The sequence below is a fragment of the Bradyrhizobium betae genome (genome assembly GCF_050632175.1).
Classification (GTDB): domain Bacteria; phylum Pseudomonadota; class Alphaproteobacteria; order Rhizobiales; family Xanthobacteraceae; genus Bradyrhizobium; species Bradyrhizobium betae_B.
Genome location: NZ_CP192576.1, coordinates 5,975,907 through 6,000,186 on the forward strand (window position 1 = coordinate 5,975,907; position 24,280 = coordinate 6,000,186).

Genomic DNA, 24,280 nt, shown 5'->3' on the forward strand with positions numbered 1-24,280 from the left:
AGCGAGCCGCCGCGCTATTGCACTGTGCTCACAGTCGATATTCCAGAGCCGCTTAATCACATCCTTGCGTAGGGAGGCTGCTTCCATTCGCGGCTCAATCCGCTAAAAGGTGACCGCCGCCGCGCGGATGCCGGCTGCATTCGCGTAAATTCAATGGAGATGATGGGAATGTCGAGCCGAGCGCTCAGCCTCGCGACGGTAGTGCTTCTGATCGGCTTCGGCGCGACCGACGCCGTTCTTGCGCAGGCGACGAACCTCGAGGCCGGCAAGGCCCCATCCCAGCTCTTCGCGCAGACCTGCAATGCCTGCCACAAGAGCCCGAGGGGGCTGCTGAAGACAGTGGCACCGGGGTCGCTGCCGGGCTTCCTGCGTCAGCACTACACGACCAGCTCCGACATGGCCGGCGTGCTGGCCTCCTACCTCGTCTCCAACGGCGCCACCGACACCCGCTACCAGGCCAAGGATGGCGCCAAGGACGGTAAGGACAAGAAGGACGGCGCCAAGGAAGCCAATACCAATCCCGCACCGGCTCCTGAGCATCAAGGTCGCCGCCAGCGCTCGCAGGAGACCGCCAAGCCGGAAGGCGAGGGCGCAGCTCCGGCCGCCGAAAGCGCGCGCCAGAGGCGCGCCGCACGGCCGGCCGAGGAGGGATCGAAGGACGGCGTGAAGCCGGAGGCCGCACACGAAGGCCGCAAGGCCAAGCGCCGCGGCAAGCCCGGGACCGAGGAGGCACCGAAGGTCGACGCCGCCGCGCCGGCCACTGAGGACAAGAAGAGCGAGTCAAAGGCGGAGGCCAAGCCCGAGACCAAGCCCGAGACTCGGCCCGAGACCAAGCCCGAGACTCGGCCCGAGACCAAGCCCGACACCGCGAAGGTCGAGCCCGAGAAGCCCGCTGAGCCCAAGCCTGATAGCGCCAAGGTCGAGCCGCGCGGCAGCGAAGCTCCCGCGCTGCGGCCCGATCCGGTGCCACAGGTAACGCCCGCCGCGCCGGCCGCGGCCAAGCCCGCCGAGCCCAAGCCCGAGCCCAAGCCGGCGGAAGAGCCTGCTCCCAAGTCGGCCGCGTCTGCCGCCCCCCCGAGCCGGCGGCCAAGCCGCAGGCGCCGCCCGCGACCGCCGCAGCCCCGCCGCCGGCGGAGTCGTCGGGACCACCCGCACCGCCGATTTCGCGCTGAGCCGAGCCACGTTCTCCGACCGACAATGCGAGGGCCGCCGATCGCGGCCTTCGCATCGTCTTGACCTTCAGTAGAGTGCCGCTCTAGAGTAATACTCTAGGAGGCGTCGATGACGGCGAGCGTGCGCGAGGACCTGTTGGCGGCCGGGCTTGTCGTATTCGACCGCGTCGGCTTCGAAGCCGCGACGGTGGCCGCGATCCGCACCCGGGCGCGCGCCTCCAACGGCAGCTTCTTTCATGCCTTCGGATCGAAGAAGGAACTCGCGGGGGCGCTGTTCCTGGAGGTGCTCAGGCACTATCACGCCGCGGTACTGGCGGCGCTCGATCCCGTGCCTGATGCAGCGCAGGGCATTGATCGCCTGGTCCGGGCGCATCTCGAATGGGTCACCTCGAGCCGGCGTGAGGCGCGCTATCTCTTCGAGATATCGCGCAGCGAATGGGGCGAGGACGTGCGCGATGCCCAGCGCGCGCAGAATGCGCGGCTGGCCGAGGGCATCGAGCGTTGGCGCGCGCCGCTGGTTGCCGGCGGCGAGCTGCTGCCGATGTCGCCCGCGATGTTCGTCAGCCAGTTGATCGGCCCGGCGCAGATCTTCTGCCGCGCGTTCCTCTCGGGGCGCGATCGTTCCGATCCGCGAGCCGAAGCGGACACGTTGGTCGCCTGCGCCACCCGCGCGCTGGTGCCGCCCGAGCGCATCAAGAAACGATAAAGAGAGGTGTCATGCGAAACGAAGCTGATCCCGAATTCGCAGCCGTAGCCGAACGCATTCACGCCAACGTCGGCCGGCAAGGTTTCATGAATTTGGTCGGCGCCGAACTTTCGGACCTCGCGCGCGGCAAATGCACGATCGCGGTGGATCGCCGGCCGGAGCTGCTCCAGCAGCATGGCTTCTTCCACGGCGGCGTCACTGCCTTCCTGGTCGACAACGCCACGACGATCGCAGCGGCCACCTCTCGCGGCCAGCCGGCGTTGACGGCGGAGTACAAGCTCAATCTGTTGTCGCCCGCGGTGGGCGAGAAGCTGATCTGCCGGGCCAGGGTGATCAAGCCGGGCCGCCAGGTCTCGGTTGTCGCCGCCGACGTGTTTTGCGTCAGCGATGGCGTCGAGAAGCACACGGCAACGGCGCTGGCCTCGATCGCGATGCTGAGCGGGGAAGTTGCCGACACAACGAAAAGCCCGGCCGCCTGAGGCGACCGGGCTTCGCTAGCCTTGCGTTTATGCGAGGCCTACTTCTCGGTCTCTTCCGCAGCCGGGGCCGGCTCGTCGTCCTGCTGGGCTTCCGGATCGAAGAACTCGCCTGCGGCGGCGATCGCCTCGGCGGCGGCATCGCGGTCCTCGTTGCGGGTCGAGATGTCCTCGCCGCGGTTGATGCGCTCGGCCTCGTCCTGGCTGCGCGCAACCGTGACGCTGATCTGGACTTCGACCTCGGGGTGGATGGCAACGGTGATGGAGCGCTTGCCGATGGTCTTGATCGGTGCGTCGAGCTGGACCTGCGGGCGGGACAGCGAGATGCCGTCGGCTTCGAACGCGACGACGATGTCACGCACGTTGACCGAGCCGAACAGCTGGCCGGCTTCCGAGGCCTGACGGATCACGATGATGTTCTTGCCCTCGATCTTCTCGGCGACCTTGGACGCCTCGCCCTTGGACTGAAGGTTGCGAGCCTCGAGGTCGGCCTTCATGCCTTCGTACTTGGCCTTGTTGTCGGCGGTGGCGCGCAGCGCCTTGCCGCGCTTGAGCAGGAAATTGCGGGCATAACCGTCGCGGACCTTCACGACTTCTCCCATCTGGCCGAGCTTGCTCACGCGTTCCAGCAAAATGACTTCCATATTCGTTCTCCTTTGAAGTGTTGAGTGTTGAAGTGTTGAGTGTGGATTTTCGAACTTGAACTCAAGCGGTTGGCAGCGGCGGCGGTTGCTGGCTGCGCAGGAAGCGCTCGCGGAAGCCGAACACGGCGTCTGCCATGCCGAGGATCACCATCGCGATCACCGGCCATCCGAACACCACGACGATGGCGTAGGTCGAGCCGAGCCAGAAAGTGCGGCTCTTCAGTGCCAGCGTCAGCGTATGAAGAACGGCAAAGCCGGTGAACGCATAGCCCATCATCAGCGCTGCCGCGGTGATCTGCGCGGCGATCGCGAGCAGCCCGCCGGTAAAGCAGAAGGCGAGGGCGACGCAGAGCCCGACCAGCGTCATCGGCGGCAGTTCCGCCGTCTTCATGTCCGGCCAGGGACGCCGTAGCCGGCCCGACGTCGCCGTGATCTTGGCGCTGAGCCAGAGATTGAGCGTGAGCGTCATCATCGCGATAATGGTGGCGGCGGCCGGGGCGATGCGCACCATCGCTTCGACGAACTGGCTGGCTTCGCCTGATGTCTGCGGATCGGTGGCGCGGAGGAGACGCATCAAACCGCGCCGCAGCGTGCCGGTGATGGTCTCGGCGTCGGTGCCGAGCGTGAGCAGGGCGGCGATCGTGGTCAGCGTGGCGAAGCCCGCGATCCACAGCAGGATGCGGCCGACCGGATACCATTCGAGTTCGGGCGCGACCGGCGGTGCGGTGGCGGAGGCCGGCGTGACAGGCCCCACCGGCCGGCTGAGCAGGACGAGATGGCCGAGCCACCAGGCCGGCAGCGCGACGGTGACGGCAAAGGCAATGCAGTAGGGCAGGCCGAACAGGGCGCCGAGGCCGATCGCAGCAGCGATGCCGCCAACGCTGGCGCAAAGCGGCCCCCAGCCGATCGCGGCGACCATCAGCGGCAGCGGGGCGAGATAGAACAGGACGAGCGAGATCAGCGCGCCCGAAATGATCGAGGCGAACATCAGGGCCGACGCAAGGCCAGCGATCAGGGCTATCAGTGCAAATGCCATCATCAGCTGTCCCGCTCCCTTCGAGCGGTTAGAGGCGTCTTGCCCCAACCATCGGCGACCGGACGACCCGGAAGCCTTATGAGATCAAAGAGTGCGGCCGGCGGCGATGTCGCCGCCGGCCGGATCTCGTCTTAGCGAATGACGTAGGGCAGCAGGCCCAGGAACCGCGCGCGCTTGATGGCGCGGGCGAGCTCACGCTGCTTCTTCGCGGACACCGCGGTGATGCGGCTCGGCACGATCTTGCCGCGCTCGGAGACGTAACGCATCAGCAGCTTGGAGTCCTTGTAGTCGATCTTCGGAGCATTGGCGCCCGTGAACGGGCAGCTCTTGCGACGACGGAAAAACGGACGGCGTGCACCAGCTTCAGCCATTGTTCTTACTCCCCGTCCGTCGTGGTGGTGGTTTCAGCGTCTTCGCGCGGACGGCGCGGGCCGCGATCGCCGCGGAAGCCGCCGTCGCGATCACCGCCACGGAAACCGCCCTCGCGGTCGCCACGGAAGCCACCGCCTTCGCGATCGCCACGGAAGCCGCCGCCGCGGTCGTCACGCTCGCGGTCGCGATCAGCCTTGCGCATCATCGCGGACGGGCCTTCTTCGAGCTCTTCGACGCGGACGCTGAGATAGCGGATCACGTCTTCGCTGATGCGCTCCTGGCGCTCGATCTCGGCGATCGCCGCGGACGGCGCGTCGATGTTGAGCAGCACGAAGTGCGCCTTGCGGTTCTTGTTCATGCGGTAGGTGAGGGAGCGAACGCCCCAATTCTCGGTCTTGGTGACCTTGCCGCCGAGACCTTCGACGATGCCGGTCATCTGCGCAGTCAGTTCTTCGACCTGCTGCGTGCTCGCGTCTTGGCGCGCGAGAAAAACATGCTCATAGAGAGCCATGGAAGTCCTTTCCTCATGTTGGCGCATCGCCCGGCGTCAAGCCCTTAAGAGGCCTTCGGAAAGGACTCTGGGATTAAGCTCAGAAGGCGGAAACACGGGACGACGGGCCGACTGGCCCTGCCACACCAAAATCACGAATGATTTGCTGAGACCGTCCGTTCAGCTCCCGGCCGGGGTCTGCGGATGCGCGCGTTATACGGATTTTGGCCGGCTTTGCAAGGTTGCAGGCCGGCTTTCGGTCCAGATCGCCCCCGGCGGCTCGGCCGATCCTGTCCTCCAATACCACGCCGGCTTGATTTATTTGTTTGTATGTCATACAAATAAACCAACGGGAGGACATGATGGCGAAACGGCCGGTCCAGGAACCGCTTGAGGCGGCCGGCGACCCCAGGCATGCCGCGCGGGCCACACGCTCAGCCGGCCGCAAGATGCGGTCGCTGCTGCTGGACGCGGCGAGCCCGCTGTTCCGGGAGCGCGGGCTATCCGGGACCGCGATCACCGATATCGCGTCCGCCGTGGACGCGTTTCCGAGCCAGATCACCTATTACTTTCGCACCAAAGAGGCGCTGTTCGTCGAATGCGCCTGCCGCGAATTGCTGTATCTGGCGCGGGCGACCGAACAGGCGGCGCTGAAAGCGCATACGCCGCGGGACTACACGCGCGCGTTGGCCGAGACCGTGACGGCGAGCGATTCGGTCGCCTTCTTTGCCGAGGCGCTGGCGCTGACGCGGCGGCGCCAGGATCTCGCGCCGCTGGTCGAGCGCACCATCGAGCGCCTGCACAGCGAGGGCGCGCGGGCCTATGCAGGCCAGGTCGCGCGCCACGGCTGGCGCTCCCTGCGCGCGCCCGACGAAAGCTCGCGGCGGTTCTGGGCCGTCGCCATCGGAATCATTCTCGAAGGCTATGCCATGGGCCGTTCGCCCGAGGCGCTCTGCGCCGAGATGCTGCGCGTGCTCGGCGAGCAGGCGAAATCCGCCGGCGATATTGCGCGCCTGCGCCTCGTCGACGAGCCCGACACATCAGGCAATTCGAATGAGGAGGGTTAAGCCATGACCGCGCTTCGCATGCGTGCCCGCGACTTCCTGACGGACAGCCAGCTCGCCGACGTGCGCCAGCGCGTGACCTGGAAGGGCGTTGCGCTGATCGCGCATGCCTGGGCGCTGATCATAGGCGCAATCGCTTTGGTCGCGTGGTGGCCCAATCCGCTGACTTACATTTTTGCGGTGGCCATCATCGGATCGCGCCAGCTCGGGCTTGCGATCCTGATGCACGACGGCGCGCATGGCTGCTTGTCCGCCGACGAGAAAACCAATCTGACGCTCAGCCAGTGGTTCTGCGCCTATCCGGTTTTCGCCGAGACCCGTGCCTACCGGCGCTATCATTTGCAGCATCATGCGCGCACCCAGCAGGAAGACGATCCAGATCTCGTGCTGTCGGCGCCGTTTCCGATTACCAAGCTGAGTTACCGCCGCAAGTTCATCCGCGACATCACCGGGCAGACCGGCTACCAGCAGCGCAAGGCGCAGTTGCTCAATGCGCTCGGGCCGAAGGATTGGCCGTTGCGGCAGCGCGCGGCGCATTTCCGGGAGAAGCTCGGTCCGCAATGCCTCGTCAACGCTGGGATGTTCGCGGCGCTAGCGGCGGCCGGCGTGTGGTGGGCCTATCCGCTGCTATGGCTGGTGCCGCTCCTGACCTGGATGATGGTCATCACCCGCATCCGCAACATCGCCGAGCACGCCGTCGTGCCCGATAGCAGCGATCCCCTGCGCAACACCCGTACCACCTATGCCAATGTTCTCGAGCCGTCTGTTCATCGCCCCGTACTACGTGAACTATCACCTCGAGCATCACCTGCTGTTCTACGTTCCCTGCTACAATCTGCCTAAGGTCCATCGCCTGCTCAGCGAGAGCCGGCATGCGGGGCGCATGGAGGTGCAGCCGGGCTACGCGGCGGTCCTGCGGCTTGCGACGACGAAGCCGAATCGCGACGACCGGCCGGGGCATTTGGTCAGCAGCGTGCGCCGTGCGCAGTCAGGGGCGGCGGTCGATGCCAACCAGGCCAATGGTGGATTTTAAGGGGCCGCATCCCCGGTTGAATGGGGGCGAAGTTCCTATCTTGGCTTGACATTCCGGCCCCGGACAGTGTCTACGGCCCCCTTTGGAGCATGATCCCAAACCATGGCCCAAGGAACCATGGCTTAAGGCCGTGCGTCATCGGTTGCCGGTTTCGCGCAGGGATCACGCCCGACAAGCAGGGAGCGCCGATGACGGCAGCATTCACATTTCCAGGGCAGGGGTCCCAGGCGGTCGGCATGGGCAAGGCCCTGGCCGACGCGTTTCCGGCGGCGCGCGCCGTATTCGACGAGGTCGATGCCGCGCTTGGCGAGAAGCTGACCGCCATCATCTGGGATGGTCCGGCCGAAACCCTCCAACTCACTGAAAACGCCCAGCCGGCGCTGATGGCGGTGTCCGTCGCCACGCTGCGCGTTCTCGAGGCCGAAGCGGGTTTTTCCGTCGGGCGGGACGCGGCCTTCGTCGCAGGTCACTCGCTCGGTGAATATTCGGCGCTGGCCGCTGCCGGCAGCCTGACGATTTCAGATACCGCGCGGCTGCTTCGCACCCGCGGTCTCGCAATGCAGAAGGCCGTTCCGGTTGGCGCCGGCGCGATGGCCGCCTTGCTCGGCCTCGACTACGAGACCGCCATCGCGGTCGCCAGCGAGGCGGCGCAGGGCCAGGTCTGCCAGGCCGCCAACGACAATGGCGGCGGTCAGGTGGTCGTCTCCGGCGACAAGGCCGCGGTCGATCGCGCCGTCGAGATCGCCAAGACGAAAGGCGCCAAGCGCGCGATGCTGCTGCCGGTGTCCGCGCCGTTCCATTGCAAGCTGATGCAGCCCGCCGCCGATGCCATGGCGGAGGCGCTGGCGAAGGTCACGATCAAGCCGCCGGCCGCACCTCTGGTATCGAACGTGCTGGCGAGCGCGATCACCGATCCCGACGGGATCCGCCGCCGTCTGGTCGAGCAAGTCACCGGTACGGTGCGCTGGCGCGAGTCGGTGGCCTATATGGCAGGGCAGGGCGTCAACCGCTTCTTTGAGATCGGTGCCGGCAAGGTGCTGACCGGCCTCGTCAAGCGCATTGCGGACGGCGCCGTCGGCGTTGCGGTCGGCGGACCGAATGACATTGCGGCCGCCAAGGATGCATTGGCCGCTGCGAAGCAGGCCTAGAGGAGTCTTCGAATGTTCGATCTGACTGGCAAGAAGGCGCTCGTCACCGGCGCGACTGGCGGCATCGGCGGCGCGATCGCGCAGGCGCTGTACGCGCAGGGCGCCACGGTCGCGATCTCGGGGACGCGCAAGGAGGTGCTGGACGAGCTTGCGGGCAAGCTCGGCGAGCGCACCCACGTGCTGCCCTGCAATCTCTCCAAGGCCGACGAGGTCGAGGCACTGGTGCCCGCTGCGGAAGCTGCGATGGGCCAGGTCGACATTCTCGTCGCCAATGCCGGCATCACCCGCGACAATCTCTTCGTCCAGCTTCGCGACGAGGATTGGGACGAGGTCATCAACGTCAACCTGACCTCGACCTTCCGCCTGGCGCGCGCCGCCACCAAATTGATGATGCGCAAGCGCTTCGGCCGCATCATCGCCATCACCTCGGTGGTCGGCGTCACCGGCAATCCCGGGCAGGGCAACTACACCGCGTCGAAGGCCGGTCTGATCGGCATGATCAAGACGCTCGGTGCTGAATACGCCAAGCGCGGCGTAACCGCGAACTGCATCGCGCCCGGCTTCATCAAGACGCCGATGACCGATGCGCTCAACGACAAGCAGCGCGAAACGATTCTGAGCAGAGTTCCGGCCGCCCGCCTCGGTACGCCGGAGGACATCGCGGCAGCAGCCGTTTACCTCAGTTCGAACGAAGCAGCTTACGTCACGGGGCAAACCATTCACGTCAACGGTGGCATGGCCATGATCTGACATTCGTTCCTCGGACCGCCCGCGAGGGCGGTGCGGGATGCGGCAAACGGCCGTTTCCGGAGCGAAATGAGGCGTGTAGTCAAGGCAGTTGAAGTATGATAACCGGACCTTCAACGGATGGGCAAAGAACGCCATTGCAGGTTTTTGAAACCCTGTATATTGGCGATGCGGAGCCTTGGCCGTCGTTCGCCGGGCCTCTATCAGTTAAGGTGGGGCCAAATCAAAGTTCGTAAGCGAAGGCAGTCAACGACCACGACGGCTCGTATCGTCCCGGGGGTCGGGTCTACAGGGAACAACACGAGGTTATGCAATGAGTGAGATTGGCGAGCGGGTTAAGAAGATCGTGGTCGAACACCTTGGTGTTGAACCCGAGAAGGTTGTCGACGCAGCGAGCTTCATCGACGACCTCGGCGCCGACAGTCTGGACACCGTCGAGCTGGTGATGGCGTTCGAAGAAGAATTCGGTTGCGAGATTCCGGACGACGCCGCGGAGACGATTCTCACCGTCGGCGACGCCACGAAGTTTCTCGAGAAGAACGCGAAGAGCTAAGGCTCTTTAATTTTCGCGGGGACAACATTGAAACCGGACGGGCCGCTGACCAGCGGTCAGCCGGTTTCTTGTTATTGGCCGTGAATCTTTCGATGCGGAGTTTTCGGATATGAGGCGGGTTGTCGTCACGGGGCTCGGCATGGTGTCGCCACTCGGCTGTGGCGTCGAGCCGACCTGGAAACGGATTCTCAACGGCGAAAGCGGTGCGCGCGCGATCGAGACCTTCGACGTCTCCGATCTTCAGACCAGATACGCCTGTACCGTCGTGCGTGGTGACGGCAGCAACGACAGCTTCAATCCCGATATCTGGATGGAGCCGAAGGACCAGCGCAAGGTCGACGACTTCATCATCTTCGGCATGGCGGCCGCGGGCCAGGCGCTCGACGATGCCAACTGGCATCCCGAGTCCGAAGAGGACAAATGCGCGACCGGAACCATGATCGGGTCCGGTATCGGCGGCCTCAACGGTATCGCAGAGACCGCGATCCTCCTGAAGGAACGCGGGCCGCGCCGGGTGTCGCCGTTCTTCATTCCGGGCCGCCTGATCAATCTCGCGTCCGGCTACGTCTCGATCAAGCATGGGCTGAAGGGTCCGAACCATTCGGTGGTCACGGCCTGTTCGACCGGCGCGCATGCGGTCGGCGACGCCGCCCGTCTGATTGCGCTGGGCGATGCCGACGTCATGGTTGCCGGCGGCGCGGAATCCCCGATCAGCCGCATCGGCATTGCCGGCTTCAACGCTGCGCGCGCGCTGTCGACCGGCTTCAACGACACACCCGAGAAGGCCTCGCGTCCCTACGACAAGGACCGCGACGGCTTCGTGATGGGCGAGGGCGCCGGCGTCCTCGTCCTTGAGGAGCTCGAGCACGCCCAGCGCCGCGGCGCCAGGATCTATGCCGAAGTGATCGGCTACGGTCTTTCGGGTGATGCCTATCACATCACCTCGCCGTCGCCCGACGGTGATGGCGGATTCCGCAGCATGGCGGCCGCGCTCAAGCGCGCCGGCCTCACGGCATCCGATCTCGACTACATCAATGCGCACGGCACCTCGACGCCGCTCGGCGACGAAATCGAGCTCGGCGCTGTCGAGCGCCTGCTCGGCAACGCCGCCTCCATGGTCGCGATGTCCTCGACCAAATCGTCGACCGGCCATCTGCTCGGTGCCGCCGGCGCAATCGAGGCGATCTTCGCCATTCTCGCGATTCGCGATAATGTCGTGCCGCCGACCATCAACCTGGACAATCCGTCGGTCGAGACCGCGATCGATCTCGTGCCGCACACGGCGAAGAAGCGCGAGGTCAACGTCGCGTTGTCGAATTCTTTCGGTTTTGGCGGTACCAACGCGTCGGTGATCTTCCGGCGGCTGGTTCACTAGTTTGCGTTTGAGACGAATCCACCGTTTTGCCGTATTCGGCGATAGTCATACCCCGTGGGCGCGTGCATTGGCTCGACAAACGATTGTCAGGCCGCGATTGAACCGGCAGGATTCAGGTTGCATCGATGAGTGAAAGGCCGCCCATTTCGCCCCGGAGTCCGCGGGCAGCGCTTGAGCCCGAGCAGGTCCCCCCGCCGCCGAAGCGGTCGGACCGCGCCCGCAATCCTTTCGTGATCGTCGGCAACGCCATCATCACTCTCCTGCTCATCGCCATGATCGGTGCGGGCGGCGTGTATTATTACGGCCGGCAGCTGCTTGAGGCGCCGGGTCCGCTGAAGGACGACAAGATCGTCAACATCCCGCAACGCGCGGGCAAGCGTGACATCGCCGAGACCCTGAACCGGGAAGGCGTGACCGACGTCAATCCGTGGGTGTTCATCGCCAGCGTCGCGGCGCTGAAGGCGAGCTCGGACCTGAAGCCCGGCGAGTATTCGTTCCAGAAGAATGCCTCCTTGCGCGACGTCATCGCCACTATCGTCGAGGGCAAGGTGGTGCAGCATGCCGTCACGATTCCGGAGGGCCTGACCTCCGAGCAGATCGTGGCGCGCCTGTCCGACAACGACATCTTCACCGGCAGCGTGCGCGAACTGCCGCGCGAAGGCACGCTGCTGCCGGAGACCTACAAATTCCCGCGCGGGACCCCGCGCGAGCAGGTGATCCAGCGCATGCAGCAGGCGCACAAGCGCGTGCTCGCCGAGATCTGGGATCGCCGCAACCAGGACATTCCGGTCAAGACGCCGGAGCAACTGGTGACGCTGGCCTCGATCGTCGAGAAGGAAACCGGCAAGCCCGACGAACGCAGCCGTGTTGCCGCGGTGTTCGTCAACCGCCTGAAGCAGAAGATCAAGCTGCAGTCCGATCCGACGATCATCTACGGCATCGTCGGAGGCAAGGGCACGCTGGGGCGCCCGATCAAGCGCAGCGAGATCACGCAGCCCTCGCCCTACAACACCTACGTGATCGAGGGCCTGCCGCCGGGCCCGATCGCCAACCCCGGCCGCGCCTCGCTGGAAGCCGCCGCCAATCCGGCCCGCACCCGCGACCTCTTCTTCGTCGCCGACGGCAGCGGCGGGCACGCCTTTACCGAGACCTACGACGCGCATCAGAAGAACGTCGCCAGGCTGCGCGCGATGGAGAAGCAGATCCAGAACGACACGGTCGAGCCGGCCGAGGAGGCGCCGCCGCCGGCCGTCGCGGCGCCCGGCGCAGCCGACACGCCGACCGCGGCCATGCCGGCGCGGCCCAACCAGAAGAAGCCGCCGGCGGCGCGCCCCGCCAATCCCGCGCCGGCCCGCCAGGGCGCGGTGCAGCCGTTGCCGCCGGTGGTCCAGCGCTAGGTTCGCGCAGACCTGCCTGCGGGACTTTGCGGATTACACTTTCCCGCAAAATAGTCTTAAGATTCTGCGTGGCCTGATGGCCTCGCGAATCCTGTGTTCCTGGAGAATTTGATCTGATGGCGCTGTCGTCCATGACCGGCTTTGCCCGAAGCCACGGCGCGAGCGGGCCGTACACGTTCGAATGGGAGTTGAAGTCGGTCAACGCCAAGGGCTTCGACCTCAGGGTGCGGCTGCCGCAGGGGTTCGACGAGCTCGAGGCCTACGCCAAGAAGCGCGCCGGCGAGATTTTGTCGCGCGGAACCGTCTACGCCAATCTCACCGTCAAGCGCACCAACGCCGCTGCCTCCGTCCGCGTCAATGAGGACGTGCTCAACGCCGTCCTGAAGGCCGCCGCAATGATCGCCGGCAAGGTCGACGCCGTCGCGCCGAGTGTCGACGGCCTGCTCGCCATCAAGGGCGTGGTCGAGGTCGCCGAGCCCGAGGGCGACGAGGAGGAGGACAAGGCTGCGCGCACCGCCGTGGCGGAAGCCTTCGACAAGGCACTCGCCGAACTCGTCGAGATGCGCAAGCGCGAGGGCACCTCGCTCGGGCAGATCCTGATCCAGCGGGTCGACGAGGTCGAGCAGCTGGCCGGGAAGGCGGAAGCAGCGCCGGGCCGCAAGCCCGAGGCGATCAAGGCCAGGCTCGCCGAGCAGATCGCAACATTGCTCGACACCTCCGACCGCTTCGATTCCGACCGCCTGATGCAGGAAGCGATCCTGATCGCGACTCGCGCCGACATCCGCGAGGAGCTCGATCGCATCGCCTCGCACATCGCGCAGGCGCGCGAGCTGATCGGCAAGGGCGGCCCGGTCGGCCGCAAGCTCGACTTCCTGGCGCAGGAGTTTCACCGCGAGGTCAACACCTGTTGCTCGAAGTCGAACGACATCGAGCTGACCAATACGGGGCTCGCCATGAAGAACGTGGTCGAGCAGTTTCGCGAGCAGGTCCAGAATCTGGAGTGATCGATGACGACAGGCGGTCACGGAACTGACGGGGTCGAGCGGCGCGGATTGATGTTCGTGCTGTCCTCGCCGTCGGGGGCGGGCAAAACGACGCTCTCGCGGATGCTGCTCGAGCGGGAGCCCGGCCTGAGGATGTCAGTGTCGGCGACGACGCGCGCCAAGCGCCCCGGCGAGGTCGACGGCCGCGACTACCTGTTCGTCGACAAGCCTCGCTTCGAAGCGATGGTGAAGGGCGACGAGCTCCTGGAGTGGGCTACCGTGTTTGACAATCTCTACGGGACGCCCCGTGCCCCGGTGGAGGCGGCACTGTCGGCCGGGCAGGACGTGCTGTTCGACATCGACTGGCAGGGTACGCAGCAGCTGCACCAGAAGGCGAGCGTCGATGTGGTTCGCGTCTTCATCTTGCCGCCGTCCGCGGCCGATCTCGAAAAGCGGCTGCACTCGCGCGCGCAGGATTCCGACGAGGTGATCCGCAATCGCATGAGCCGCGCCAGCCACGAGATGAGTCACTGGGCGGAGTACGACTACATCGTGATCAACAACGACGTCGACGAGGCCTTCGCGGAGGTGCAGTCGATCCTGAAGGCCGAACGCCTCAAGCGCGAGCGGCGGACTGGCCTCGTGGGCTTCGTGCGAGGTCTTCAAGGCCAGCTTCAAGGCTAGGCTGCGACAGGCGCGGCCCTTCCTGTGCCAGCCGTTCCAGCATCGCCGTGATGATGTCGATGTCGACGGCAACGTCATGGTTCGCAACGTCATGGTTTGCAACGTCATGGCGCGCATCGTCATCGCGATCGGCCGGCTCTTCGTCGTGAACATCGTTGGCGGCGAGCTGAGGCGCCGGGGTCTCGATCTCGAATTCTCCGGTGAATACCGGGATCTCGGTTTCGTCGGGTTCTGCGGCCTCGGCGCGCGCGGGTCGGGCCTGGCTTGCGACCCTGGCGATCGCGTTGCTGAAGGCGGCAACCTGCGGGGCTTGTGCACGCGCTGCATCGAAGTCCACTGGCCGCGACCGCTCTGCGCGTGACGCCGCGGCAGTTGATGCTTCGAGCCAGGGCGCGCGGCTGTCGTCTTGATCCTGCGGCTCCCGATGATCCCAGTTCACGCGGCGGTCGCCCGTCTGGACGCGGACGCGTCCGCCGGCGAAGCGATAGATGACGCTGGCGAGCAGGCCGGCCAGCGCCAGCGCGCCAACGATGACGAGCAGCAGCGTTTGCAACGAGCCGGTCGGCTTGTCAGCGGGGGCTTCGGCAGAAGCCAGCGTCACCGGAGTAGGGGCTTTTGCCGGCTTCGCGCTCGGCTGCGCGGCGGTCAATGCGGGGGTCAATGCAGGTGTGGTCACCGGCTGTTGCGCGGGCGTGGCGGTCGCGGCGTCGGGCCAGCGTGCGGTAGCGACGGGCGCTTGCGCGCTGATGTCGGACTGTTGCGTTGCCGGTGGGACACTCACTGCGGCCGGGGCGCTGGCTGCGGCAGCTCCCTGCGGCGCGATGTATTCGGCACGCGCATTCTGCACCGATTGCGGTGCGGCTGGCGCTGCGACCGGCGTATCGGCCGTCGCCTGCGCGCTTTGCGTGGTTTTGCCGCCTTCGGCGCGCAGGTACCAGCATTGCCGCTTGGTCGCACGATCGAGGCGATAGAACCAATGCTGGCCCTGCGGCGCGGCACCCTTCGGCGAAGCGAGGCAGTCGCTTGCCGCATTCGCGGTGCTTGTTGCGGCTGCAGGCGTCGGCGCATTCTGCGATACGGCTGCCAGTGGCGTGCCTGCAATGACGCCGCCAACCAGCGCAGATATGAATTTCGCGGTGCGGTTGCCCATTCTGGTCTCCCGATTACGCATGACGCAACTCGTTACCGTCCCTTTCTCGCCGAGGAGTTAGGTGGCAATGAGCCGCAAATCCGGAGAGGATGTGGCTTGAATTGGGCCTGCGACGCGTTCGTTCCACCGCGCATGCAGGCAATGTCGAGCGCTATTGCTTGGTCGATGTCCAGGTTCCGCCACAGCCGTCGGAGCGGCGCCAGGTTCCGGAACCGCTGCGGCCCGAGAGGCGGCCGGCGCCCGTGAAGGTCACACCATTGCCCGCGCCGGACGTATGAACCGAGCCGCTCGGGCTGACGCTGCCGCTGACCCCTTCCCCGATGACCCGGCCCGAGGTGACGACGACCGCGCCGGAGGTCGAGCCGCCGCAGCCGACGCTGACGACCACCCAGGCGCCGTCGAAACTGCCGCCACCGCCACCACCACCGCCACCGCTCCGGCGCGGCGACGCGCGCTCTTCAGCCGCCGGCTTGCTGCGGCGCGCCGGGGATGCTGGCTCGGCCGACCGATCCGAGCGCGAGCCGGACAGCGACTTTTCGTCATTGCCGATCGCACCGCCGGCGCTGCCGGACTGCGCGAAGGCGGACGATGAAGCGAGGATGATGAGGGAGCCGAAAGCCAACGTCCGGGCGATAGCATGCGACATGAGCGATCAATCCAAAAATCAAAAGGGATTAGCGGCCGGAGCCGTCGGCACAGACGGACCCGATAATCCGGCAAGCTTTGCCAGCCTTGCCGCATTCGTCAAGCGCGGCGTCCTTGGCGCGCTGGACGCTGTCACGCTGGACCAGCGACCAGGATTTGTCTGATATCGCGAACGCGCCGCAGCTCTTTCCGTAGAAGGAGAGCTCGATCGGGCATTTGGCGCCGGTGCAATTGCCGCGCGCATCAGCCACCGCCGCGCGCCGCGAGGCGTGGTTCCACGATATGCCCCATTTGCTGCTGTCGGGTCCGTAGACGATCGAGCCCCACGGCTTCAGATCCTCGATCTTGCGCATGCGCAGCAGCAGGCCCTCAGTCGGCTCCCCGTTCGGCGCCATGGAAATCCGCTGCTGCAGTTTCGTGATCGCACGGGTGAGGCCGTCGGGGGTGTCAGGATCGAAATTCAGCTCGTAGAGCCGCTCGTTCAATTCGCTCAACAGCGCGGCATCGCGCAGCGGCACGCGGTCCGGATCGGCGCGCAGGCGCTCCGCCGGCAACGGATCCGGCTGCATCGCGGCGACCTGGGGCGGCGCCGTTTGCGTCGGCGGGACGAAATAGAAGGTGCCGTCGATCGGCGAGGATGACACCCAAGGCTGCTGCGCACCCGATGTGGCGCGCTTCACGGCGAGGCCGACTTGGTTGAAGGTCTGGAACACGTCGAGGCCGGCGGTCCGGACCGTCGCCGCGAGCGCCTTGGTATACGGGCTGTGGCCGTCGCTGCCGTCCTGCGCGACATTGCCGGGCTGAGGTCGCGTAGGAGATCAGCGTGCCCTCGGGCGCGCGCATCTGCGCAAGGCCGCCGTCCGAGGAACGTAAGCCGCGTGAGCCGAACGGGTTGTTGCGGCAGGCATCGAGGATCACGAGGTTGAGGCGCGTGCCGGATCCCTGCATCTGGCGCAGCACGAGATTGACGTCGGTCATCTGGAAATCGACGTCCGCCTCGCGCGTCGGGTTGGCGCCGACGGGCACGAGGTAGTTGGAGCCCGCGACCTGTACGCCATGGCCGGCATAGTAGAACAGCGCGACGTCGGCGCCCTGGACCTGCCGGCCGAAGCTCTGCACCGCGAGGTCCATCGCACCTTTGTCGAGATCGAGCTGGGCGCGCCCGCCGACCAGGGTGAAGCCGAGCAAGCCAAGCGTCTCCGCCATCAGGCTGGCGTCCTTGGACGGGTTGTCGAGCGGCGTGATGTTCTTGTAGGCGGAGTTGCCGACCACCAGCGCGATGCGCTTCTCGGCGGATGCCGGTTGTGTCACGGCAGCAAGCGTGGCTGCGATCAGCGCCGCCACCCCCGCAACGCGATTGAAAATCGTCGCGCGCATCAAAATTCCCCAAAATAATGACGCCAATCTAGCAGCCCGGCGCGCGGGCGAAAAGCGGTGCGACATTCTGTACGGTTTGCGTCTGTCCGCAACTCATTGGGCGGGCGCCATGACGCCGCGATCTCGCGGCAGGTTCTGCCCCTGAGTCCTACTGTCGTTTGCCGCCCGTTGGAGGCCAAATGGCGCAGGGAAGGCCGGCTGGACTTGACGCACAGACCCCCGGCGCCCGGACCACACGACTTTTCCGTCCACGGACGTTTCCGCCTGATCAGCAGGGGCTCGCGTGTGCGCGAGGAGATTGACGGGGTGTTTTGCCCGTGGGATCGCGGAGCATTACCGCAGCCTCTGTGCGTTTCGTCGCAATGCAATCCAGCTCGTGGCGGCGGGCGCCTACTTCCACATCCGTGCCAGCATCAGCGCCAGCAGCCCCAGCACGGCGCTGATCAGTCCCACCATCGCGTAGGATTGTGCAAATACGCCGGTCTGAACGAAGACCTGGCACGCGATGGCGATGCAGATCGCGGCCAGCAGCAGGCAAGCGCAGCCAACGATGATCGAGAGATAGCGTATCGCGGTTGCGACGGGCTTTGCGGGTGAGGTGGAATCGGTCATGCGGGGTTATAACGGCGCGGGCGACGGCGGGTTCCTTCGTCGTGCTGCAGGCGCCGGGGCATTCGACAGGTCATCCGCCATCTCATTCAATCGCGCGCGCAGCAATCGACGAGCGCGCGCCAGATGCGCTGGACTTCGAGCGTTCGCTCGAACTCGAGGACGTGGTTTGCGCTCGATGACGGCGATGTTGCGTCCCGGCGTATCTGTCGCGGCGCGATCCAGCGTTCCGATATCGGATCGTACCATGTCCCGGGACTGACCAAGTGAGGGGCTCCTTCGCAGGTTCAATGCGATACACCGGAGATGGGCCGTGTCCGTCATCGGGTGAGGCTTATCGTTGCCTTCACAGTGAGCAAACGGCTGTGAGCGTGCAGTGTTCCAATGCAGGCGCAAGTCATCGATGTTGAACAAGTCATCGGTGTTGAAGCGAGACCGATCGCTAGCGCTTCGGATCGTCCTGCTCGTTCGACCGGGATCGGCCGGCCGACGTCTGCTCATCCCTGACATGGTGTTCGTCGAGCACCGTATCGAGGGATCGTTCGCCCGGTTCGGTGTCGGAGCGCTTCACCTTGCGGCATCTTCCGAGCAGCCGCTTGATGTCATCGGCCGCCTGAAGCAGCGGCGGTGTCAGCGAGAACAGCGCCCCCATCGCGATGGCGATGATGGTGTGACGCAGCGAGATCTTCTCGTCTTCGTCGAAAGGATAAGCGTGGGGCTCGACGGCCGCCGGTGCAAGACCTGCCGACGATCGTGGGCGATCCGGCCTCCGCGGCTTTCTCGGCGGCATCATGATCACGACGAAAAGCACGTTGATCAGCAGCCAGACGCCGATAATGATGAGAAATGTCTGCATTCCAAAACCTGGAAAGTGTAAATGTGCTGCCGGCTTAAACCGTCATTGAACGGCGGTTCGCTGGTTAATGCAAGTTGTGCTTTGGCTGTCGGCAAGCGATGCGCGAGAGGCTGTCCGGAATGATTATCGGAATTTGGCGGATGGGGTGCTGTTCGACCGCATAACGCGCCCTGCGGAACTGAACCGATCGGCGCCCTCTGTCCGGCCCGTCTCGGGGGCTGGCCCCTCACCGAAACCGCCGCGTCACCATCGCCAGAACGAACACCGGCTCGGTGCCGTCGAACACGCTCAGCGTCCAGCTGTCGCCGGGGCGTAGCGCATGCTCGACGTCGCGGGAGAGGCGGACCGCTTCGCGCCAAGCGGCCTCGTCGTCGAGGAGCGCTTCGCCCGTGGTGTCGGTGTGGGGCTGCTGGCCCTCGAAGTGAAAATAATACCGCGGCATGTCCGGGCAATGCGGGGTACGCGATTATGTTCCGGCGGCGCGGTTGGTTCTACCCCGCTGAGGCCGCTCGTCCCAGCACTTCGCGAAAATGCCTCTTCACCGTGTCGTTGCAGGCGCAGGCGCTCGACCTCGAGCGCGGCGGCATCGAGGATCAGGATGGCGCCGCGGCGGGTGGCGAGGACGCGCCTGGCCTTGAACGTCTGGATGACGCGGCTGGCATAGCTGCGGGAGACGCCGAGCATGCCGGCGAGCTGCTCGTGGGTGAGGGGGATCTCGTCGCCGCCGATATGCTCCCGGGCCGCGATGATCCATTTGGCGGCGCGCTGCTCGATCGAATGCGCGGCGTTGCAGGCGGCGGTCTGCAGCAGCTGCACGAACTGGCAGGCTGCGTAGCGTGCGAACAGCTCCTGCAGGCCGGCCGATCGCTGCTGGGCCTGCTCGAGCGCGCGCAGCGGCAGGCGCGCGAGCGTCCCGCCGACCTTCACGACGATGCGGGAATAGGCCAGCGACGGTCCGCGGCCGGCGGGGATCCCGATCGCGCCTTCACGACCCACCAGCAGGCTTTCGACCTCGCGATCGTCCTCGACCGGCACCGCGAACGACACGAAGGTCGGGCCGCAGGGAAAATGGACGGCCGCGACGTCGTCGCCAGCGTGATGCAGGATGTGGCTCGCGGCGAGCTCGACCGATTGCAGGTGCGGGGCGAGCAGCTCGAAATCCTGGGCGCCGAGCTTGCGAAGCAGATCGTTCTGGGGCCGGCCGGTCACGCTTCTCGTCACTTGGTTCTTGATCTTGGCTGGTGCTAGGCCGGGAATCGGCAGCTCGAAACCCTACGTTTTCGCGGCGGAACTGACGGTTCCAAAGTGCACACAAGGCCTTGCGGGAAATCGAAAATTCGCGGGCAGGCAGAGCCAATCCGTCGGGCGTTGCCCGTAGAGCACGCTGTGAACCTTGTTCTGGTCCGGAGAACCACGGAAATTCGAGATCAGCGGGCGGCTCTGTTCAGGTGTGAACACAGTGCGCGCACGGATGGGCGTGTCGAGTTTCCGGTCCACCTCGCGGCGGCGCCGCAGGGCATCGTCCGGGCCGGATCATCCCAGGTGAATCGGGGGCGAGGCCGAGATGCGGACTTGGGCCATTTGCCTGCGATAGGCGTCGATCGCCTTGTTGGCGAGCATCAACTGCCGGCGTTCGCCGGTCCTGAGCTGGGCTTCGATGGCATCGAGAAGCATGTTCGCCGTCGCATCCGGAGGACCGAGCTCGCCGCTCTTCTCCAGGCAGCTCCAGGCGATGAAGAATGCGCTTTCGACCGTGCACCGGATGGACATGGGCTGCCAACGCAGCGCGGCGGAAGCCGTTCCGTGCGCGGCGGCGAGACCTTCATCCCGCCGCCGGCGAAGAACTCAGTTCTTCAGCACGATGCGTCCGACCACCTTGCCGGCACGCAGCTCGTCGATCCATTTCTGGACATCGCCCATCGGCTCCTCGCGCATCGGCGTCGGCTTGATCTTGCCGGCGCGGGCGAGCGCCATCAGTTCCTTCGCCTCCGCGAGCGTGCCGACCATGAAGCCTTCGATGGTCATGCGCTTGTAGACCCATTGCACCATCGGCAGCGTGAACTGCCCGCCCATCAGGCCTGAGACCACGATCTTGCCGCCGCGCGCGGCGACGGCGACCGCGAACGCCATCGACTTCTCGTTGCCGGCGAAGTCGACGATCTCGTCGAAGCCGCCTTCGGTCTCCTTGAGAATGCGCTTGATCACGTCGGGCTCGGACGGATCGTAGGCGCCTGCTGCGCCGTTCTTCAGCGCGGTGTCGCGCGCGGCCGGCGAGAGGTCGGCGACCGTGATCGGCTGCTTGAACATGGCTTGCGCGAACGACAGGCCCATCATGCCGACGCCGCCAAGACCGATCAGCAGCAGGTTGCGCTGGCGCGGACGGTCGACCAGGCGCTTGAGCGCGCCATAGGCGGTCACGCCGGAGCACATCAGGGTCGCGGCCTGGTTGACGGGCAGGGGATCGTAGTCGAGCAGGTATTTCGCGTCGGGCACCAGCACGTGGGTGGCGAAGCCGCCGTCGATGGAGACGCCGAGGAAGCGCTGCTTCACGCAGAGATTCTCGTCGCCATTGGCGCAGTCGCGGCACTGGCCGCAGCCGATCCAGGGAAACACCGCCTTCTTGGCCCCGACGAGGCCCGCGGGAACGTCAGGTCCGACTTCGTCGACGACGCCGGCGATCTCGTGGCCGAGCGTGAAGGGCAGCGTCATGCCGCGCGTGGTGTCGAGCTTCTTGCCGCCGCCGAGATCGGCGTAGCCGTCCTGGATGTGGAGATCGGAATGGCAGAGGCCGCAGCGCTCGATGCGCACCAGCACCTCGCGCCCCTGTGGCTTTGGCGTGTCCACGATGGTCTCGCACAGCGGCGCATCGAACTTGACCAGGGATTGCCGACGCATCAACGCCATATTCCTTCCTCCGAAATTCCTGTTATCGAGCCTCGCTGCGTATATCCGCCAATTCACGCGCCATGGCAACAAAGCCGGAAATGGGCACGGTCTCGGCGCGCCGCGTCGCATCGACGCCGGCGGCGGCCGCAAGACGCGCGGGATCGACGCCCAGCGATTTGAGGCTCTGGCGCAGCATCTTGCGGCGCTGGCCGAAGGCTGCGGCTGCGACCTGTTCGAGCAATCTTCTATCGCAGGCGAGTGGTTCTGCGCGCGGCACCAGGCGTACGACTGAGGATGTGACCTTCGGCGGCGGCACGAAGGCGGACGGCGCAATGTCGAACAGGATCTTGGTCTCGCAGCGCCAGTTGGCGAGCACGCCGAGACGGCCATAGGCCTCTTCGTCCTCGTGCGCGACGATACGCTCGCCGACCTCGCGCTGAAACATCAGGACCATCATGTCGTACCAGGGCGGCCATGGCTCGGTGGTGAGCCAGCCGATCAGGAGCTGGGTCGCGATATTGTAGGGCAGGTTCGCGACGATCTTCGCGCGTTCGCCGGCGAGCAGCGGGCGGGGATCGAAGGTCATGGCGTCGCCGTGCACGATCTCGAGCCGACCAGGGTAGCGCGCGGAAATATCCTGCAGGGCGGGGATCGCGCGCTCGTCATGCTCGATGGCGATGACGCGCCTGGCGCCGAGCGCGAGCAGTGCGCGGGTCAACCCGCCCGGGCCCGGGCCGATCTCGACGATGGTGGAGTCCTCGAGCGGCGCTGCTGCGCGCGCGATGCGCGCGGTGAGGTTGAGGTCGAGCAGGAAATTCTGGCCGAGCGATTTGCGGGCCGACAGCGCGTGCTGGCGAATGACCTCGCGAAGCGGCGGGAGGTCGTCGATCGCGCTCATTCGCTTGTCGCAGCCGCCATGCGGCTTGCAAGCCTCAGCGCCGCGATCAGGCTGGCCGGATTGGCCTTGCCGGTGCCGGCGATGTCGAACGCGGTGCCGTGATCGGGCGAGGTGCGGATGAAGGGCAGGCCGAGCGTCACGTTGACGGCGTCGTCGAAGGCGACCGTCTTGATCGGGATCAGCGCCTGGTCGTGATACATGCAGACCGCGCAGTCATAGAGGTTGCGTGCGGCCTCGTGGAACATGGTGTCGGCGGGCAATGGCCCTCTGGCATCGATGCCGTCGTTGCGCAGCGTCTCGAGCCGCAGGCGTGATGATGGTCTGCTCCTCGTGGCCGAGCGAGCCGTCCTCGCCGGCGTGCGGGTTGAGACCGGAGATCGCGATGCGCGGCCGCGCGATGCCGAAGCGCGATTTCAGTTCAGCGGCGACGATGCGCACGGTGGAGACGATCAGCTCGCTGGTGAGCTGGGCCAGCGCTTCGCGCAGCGAGACGTGGATGGTCACGGGCACCACGGCGAGCCGCGGCGACCACAGCATCATCACCGGCTGCGGCACGCGGCCGTCCACGGCCGCGAGCTCGGCGAGGAATTCGGTGTGGCCGGGATGACGGAAGCCCGCGCGGTAGAGCACGCTCTTGGCGATCGGATTGGTGACGACGGCGCCGGCGCGTCCTTCCCGGACATCGGCGACCGCCTGGCGGATCGAGGCGAGCGCGGCCGGTGCGCTCGATGCATCGGGCGTGCCGGGCCCGGCCGTGGCGTGCGCGCCGGTGGCCACGACGGGCAGGGCCTCGGCGAAGACGGCATCGGCCTCTCCGGCGCTTGACGCGGCGATCCTGATATCGACGCCGAGCGCTTTGGCGCGCCGCGCGATGGCCGCCTCGTCGCCGAGCAGATAGAAGGCGGGCAGGTTCAGCTCACGGCGCCTGAGCCAGGCTGCGATCGTGATGTCGGGGCCGATGCCGGCGGGCTCTCCCAGCGTCAGGGCGAGGGGCTTGGCAGGGGCGGTGACCATCAGCGGTTGCGATATTCGATCATCGCCGCCTTGCGCAGATCGTCGAGATAGGCCTTCTGGGTTTTCTCGTATTTTTGCTGATACATCTTCTCGCGGACCTCGCGCTTCTTCGGCGTGTCGATCATGGTCGGCTTGCGCGAGCACAGCACGACCATCTCGATGCCCGCCTTGGTGACCTCGGGCGCGGTCAAATGGCCGATCGGCGTGTCATCGAGCACCTTGCGCAGCGCCTCTGGCAGCTCCGCGGTGGTCTTGGTGACGGTGTCGCGGATGGTGGCGTTCGGCGTCGAGCGGAACAGGGAGTTGGCCTCCTCGCAGCTTCCGACGCGGGCGCGATACTGCTCCGCCTCCTTCTGCCGCGTCTCCATGAAGGCCGGGGACGAGCCGCGCGGCACGATCAGCACGATCGGCTGCATCTTGTACTCGGTGCCCTCGATCTGCAGCTTGTCGCCGGTTTCGGCCTGCACGGCCTGCGCCACGTCGCGCTCGCCGACCATCAGCTTTTCTTTGTAGCGGCCGCGCACGAGGCTGGTCCAGACCATCTCGGCCTTCATGCGGCCCTTCAACGTTTCGGGTCGCACGCCCTTGACCTCGAGCGACTTGGTGAGCTGGTCCGGCGTGATGCGCATGCGCTGCGCCATGCCATCGTAGGACTGGTTGATGTCGGAGACGCCGGGGTCGACGCCGTACTTCCTGCCTTCCTTCATCTTGATCTTGTCGTCGATCAGCTCGTTGATGACGTCCTGCCGGCTCGGGGTCTTCTGTGTCGTCAACTGGTCGAGCTTGGAGCGCTGCTCGATGTCGAAATCGGTGATGGGGTCGCCGTTGACCATGACGACGATGTTCTGCGCGCGCGACGGCGCGGGCAGGCCGGTCAGGAGCAGCCCGGCGCTGATGGCGAGGAGGAGGCGGAAGACAGGCAATGAGGTCGTCATGATTGTCGCTCGCATGTCAGCTGAAATGAA

At 66.0% G+C, this 24,280-nt stretch carries 23 protein-coding genes and 5 pseudogenes; 12 read left to right on the forward strand and 16 right to left on the reverse strand.

What is annotated here, in order from left to right; genetic code table 11:
• Positions 1–168 precede the first annotated feature (168 nt).
• The 3 genes and pseudogenes from ACQ86E_RS28655 to ACQ86E_RS28665 all read left to right on the forward strand — a co-directional run bounded on the left by ACQ86E_RS28655 (position 169) and on the right by ACQ86E_RS28665 (position 2,357).
• Positions 169–1,172: pseudogene (locus tag ACQ86E_RS28655) on the forward strand (hypothetical protein).
• Between the two features lie 109 nt (positions 1,173–1,281).
• The gene (locus ACQ86E_RS28660; protein ID WP_431202838.1) at positions 1,282–1,878 is read left to right on the forward strand and encodes a TetR/AcrR family transcriptional regulator; all 597 of its coding nucleotides are present in this window, start codon (positions 1,282–1,284) and stop codon (positions 1,876–1,878) included.
• An 11-nt stretch (positions 1,879–1,889) separates the two neighbouring features.
• Positions 1,890–2,357 (forward strand): PaaI family thioesterase, encoded by a 468-nt coding sequence (locus ACQ86E_RS28665; protein WP_431202839.1) that lies wholly within the window; start codon positions 1,890–1,892, stop codon positions 2,355–2,357.
• A gap of 38 nt (positions 2,358–2,395) precedes the next feature.
• Here the strand turns inward: ACQ86E_RS28665 and rplI are convergent, their stop codons facing one another.
• From rplI to rpsF, 4 genes are all read right to left on the reverse strand, one after another.
• Positions 2,396–2,998, reverse strand: a complete 603-nt coding sequence (gene rplI, locus ACQ86E_RS28670) for a 50S ribosomal protein L9 (protein WP_015686659.1) — start codon at positions 2,996–2,998, stop codon at positions 2,396–2,398.
• 61 nt (positions 2,999–3,059) lie between these two features.
• Positions 3,060–4,037: a hypothetical protein gene (locus ACQ86E_RS28675; RefSeq protein WP_431202840.1), complete on the reverse strand. Its 978-nt coding sequence runs from the start codon at positions 4,035–4,037 to the stop codon at positions 3,060–3,062.
• A gap of 128 nt (positions 4,038–4,165) precedes the next feature.
• Positions 4,166–4,405 (reverse strand): 30S ribosomal protein S18, encoded by a 240-nt coding sequence (gene rpsR, locus ACQ86E_RS28680; protein WP_007592020.1) that lies wholly within the window; start codon positions 4,403–4,405, stop codon positions 4,166–4,168.
• 5 nt (positions 4,406–4,410) lie between these two features.
• Positions 4,411–4,917, reverse strand: a complete 507-nt coding sequence (gene rpsF, locus ACQ86E_RS28685; protein ID WP_431202841.1) for a 30S ribosomal protein S6 — start codon at positions 4,915–4,917, stop codon at positions 4,411–4,413.
• A 341-nt stretch (positions 4,918–5,258) separates the two neighbouring features.
• Between rpsF and ACQ86E_RS28690 the strand changes: the two genes are divergently transcribed.
• From ACQ86E_RS28690 to gmk, 9 genes and pseudogenes are all read left to right on the forward strand, one after another.
• Complete coding sequence (locus ACQ86E_RS28690) at positions 5,259–5,963, forward strand: TetR/AcrR family transcriptional regulator C-terminal domain-containing protein (protein WP_431206585.1); 705 nt, start codon at positions 5,259–5,261, stop codon at positions 5,961–5,963.
• A 3-nt stretch (positions 5,964–5,966) separates the two neighbouring features.
• Positions 5,967–6,993 (forward strand): annotated as a pseudogene (locus ACQ86E_RS28695) (fatty acid desaturase family protein).
• 188 nt (positions 6,994–7,181) lie between these two features.
• A complete protein-coding gene (fabD, locus tag ACQ86E_RS28700) occupies positions 7,182–8,141 on the forward strand; it encodes an ACP S-malonyltransferase (protein WP_431202842.1) in 960 nt (319 codons plus the stop codon).
• 12 nt (positions 8,142–8,153) lie between these two features.
• Positions 8,154–8,891 (forward strand): 3-oxoacyl-[acyl-carrier-protein] reductase, encoded by a 738-nt coding sequence (gene fabG / locus ACQ86E_RS28705; RefSeq protein WP_431202843.1) that lies wholly within the window; start codon positions 8,154–8,156, stop codon positions 8,889–8,891.
• A 310-nt stretch (positions 8,892–9,201) separates the two neighbouring features.
• Positions 9,202–9,441, forward strand: a complete 240-nt coding sequence (locus tag ACQ86E_RS28710) for an acyl carrier protein (RefSeq protein ID WP_006020277.1) — start codon at positions 9,202–9,204, stop codon at positions 9,439–9,441.
• 109 nt (positions 9,442–9,550) lie between these two features.
• A complete protein-coding gene (gene fabF, locus ACQ86E_RS28715; RefSeq protein WP_431202844.1) occupies positions 9,551–10,816 on the forward strand; it encodes a beta-ketoacyl-ACP synthase II in 1,266 nt (421 codons plus the stop codon).
• 125 nt (positions 10,817–10,941) lie between these two features.
• Positions 10,942–12,213, forward strand: coding sequence for an endolytic transglycosylase MltG (gene mltG, locus ACQ86E_RS28720; protein ID WP_431202845.1), 1,272 nt, complete (start codon positions 10,942–10,944; stop codon positions 12,211–12,213).
• 116 nt (positions 12,214–12,329) lie between these two features.
• A complete protein-coding gene (locus ACQ86E_RS28725) occupies positions 12,330–13,217 on the forward strand; it encodes a YicC/YloC family endoribonuclease (protein WP_431202846.1) in 888 nt (295 codons plus the stop codon).
• 3 nt (positions 13,218–13,220) lie between these two features.
• Positions 13,221–13,880 carry a guanylate kinase gene (gmk, locus tag ACQ86E_RS28730; protein ID WP_431202847.1) on the forward strand — a complete coding sequence of 220 codons (660 nt, stop codon included), beginning with the start codon at positions 13,221–13,223 and terminating at the stop codon, positions 13,878–13,880.
• Here the strand turns inward: gmk and ACQ86E_RS28735 are convergent.
• The 12 genes and pseudogenes from ACQ86E_RS28735 to ACQ86E_RS28790 form a co-directional block, all read right to left on the reverse strand.
• Positions 13,813–15,030 (reverse strand): hypothetical protein, encoded by a 1,218-nt coding sequence (locus tag ACQ86E_RS28735; protein WP_431202848.1) that lies wholly within the window; start codon positions 15,028–15,030, stop codon positions 13,813–13,815. The two genes, gmk and ACQ86E_RS28735, sit on opposite strands and share 68 nt — an antisense overlap.
• 151 nt (positions 15,031–15,181) lie before the next feature.
• The gene (locus ACQ86E_RS28740; protein WP_431202849.1) at positions 15,182–15,676 is read right to left on the reverse strand and encodes a hypothetical protein; all 495 of its coding nucleotides are present in this window, start codon (positions 15,674–15,676) and stop codon (positions 15,182–15,184) included.
• 28 nt (positions 15,677–15,704) lie between these two features.
• Positions 15,705–17,052: pseudogene (locus ACQ86E_RS28745) on the reverse strand (caspase family protein).
• Positions 17,053–17,442: 390 nt separating this feature from the next.
• Complete coding sequence (locus tag ACQ86E_RS28750) at positions 17,443–17,664, reverse strand: hypothetical protein (protein ID WP_431202850.1); 222 nt, start codon at positions 17,662–17,664, stop codon at positions 17,443–17,445.
• Positions 17,665–18,103: 439 nt separating this feature from the next.
• Positions 18,104–18,517: a phosphonate metabolism protein PhnM gene (locus tag ACQ86E_RS28755; RefSeq protein WP_431202851.1), complete on the reverse strand. Its 414-nt coding sequence runs from the start codon at positions 18,515–18,517 to the stop codon at positions 18,104–18,106.
• A gap of 226 nt (positions 18,518–18,743) precedes the next feature.
• The gene (locus tag ACQ86E_RS28760) at positions 18,744–18,959 is read right to left on the reverse strand and encodes a DUF6894 family protein (protein ID WP_015686643.1); all 216 of its coding nucleotides are present in this window, start codon (positions 18,957–18,959) and stop codon (positions 18,744–18,746) included.
• A gap of 49 nt (positions 18,960–19,008) precedes the next feature.
• A pseudogene (locus tag ACQ86E_RS28765) lies at positions 19,009–19,726 on the reverse strand (Crp/Fnr family transcriptional regulator).
• 324 nt (positions 19,727–20,050) lie between these two features.
• Positions 20,051–20,287 (reverse strand): hypothetical protein, encoded by a 237-nt coding sequence (locus ACQ86E_RS28770; protein WP_431202852.1) that lies wholly within the window; start codon positions 20,285–20,287, stop codon positions 20,051–20,053.
• 75 nt (positions 20,288–20,362) lie between these two features.
• Positions 20,363–21,421, reverse strand: a complete 1,059-nt coding sequence (locus ACQ86E_RS28775) for an alcohol dehydrogenase (RefSeq protein WP_431202853.1) — start codon at positions 21,419–21,421, stop codon at positions 20,363–20,365.
• Positions 21,422–21,443: 22 nt separating this feature from the next.
• Entirely contained in the window at positions 21,444–22,301 is an 858-nt protein-coding gene (gene rsmA, locus ACQ86E_RS28780) for a 16S rRNA (adenine(1518)-N(6)/adenine(1519)-N(6))-dimethyltransferase RsmA (RefSeq protein ID WP_431202854.1), read from the reverse strand.
• A pseudogene (gene pdxA / locus ACQ86E_RS28785) lies at positions 22,298–23,315 on the reverse strand (4-hydroxythreonine-4-phosphate dehydrogenase PdxA). Before pdxA ends, rsmA begins: the two are co-directional and overlap by 4 nt.
• Entirely contained in the window at positions 23,315–24,250 is a 936-nt protein-coding gene (locus ACQ86E_RS28790) for a peptidylprolyl isomerase (protein WP_431202855.1), read from the reverse strand. Before ACQ86E_RS28790 ends, pdxA begins: the two are co-directional and overlap by 1 nt.
• Positions 24,251–24,280: the final 30 nt, after the last annotated feature.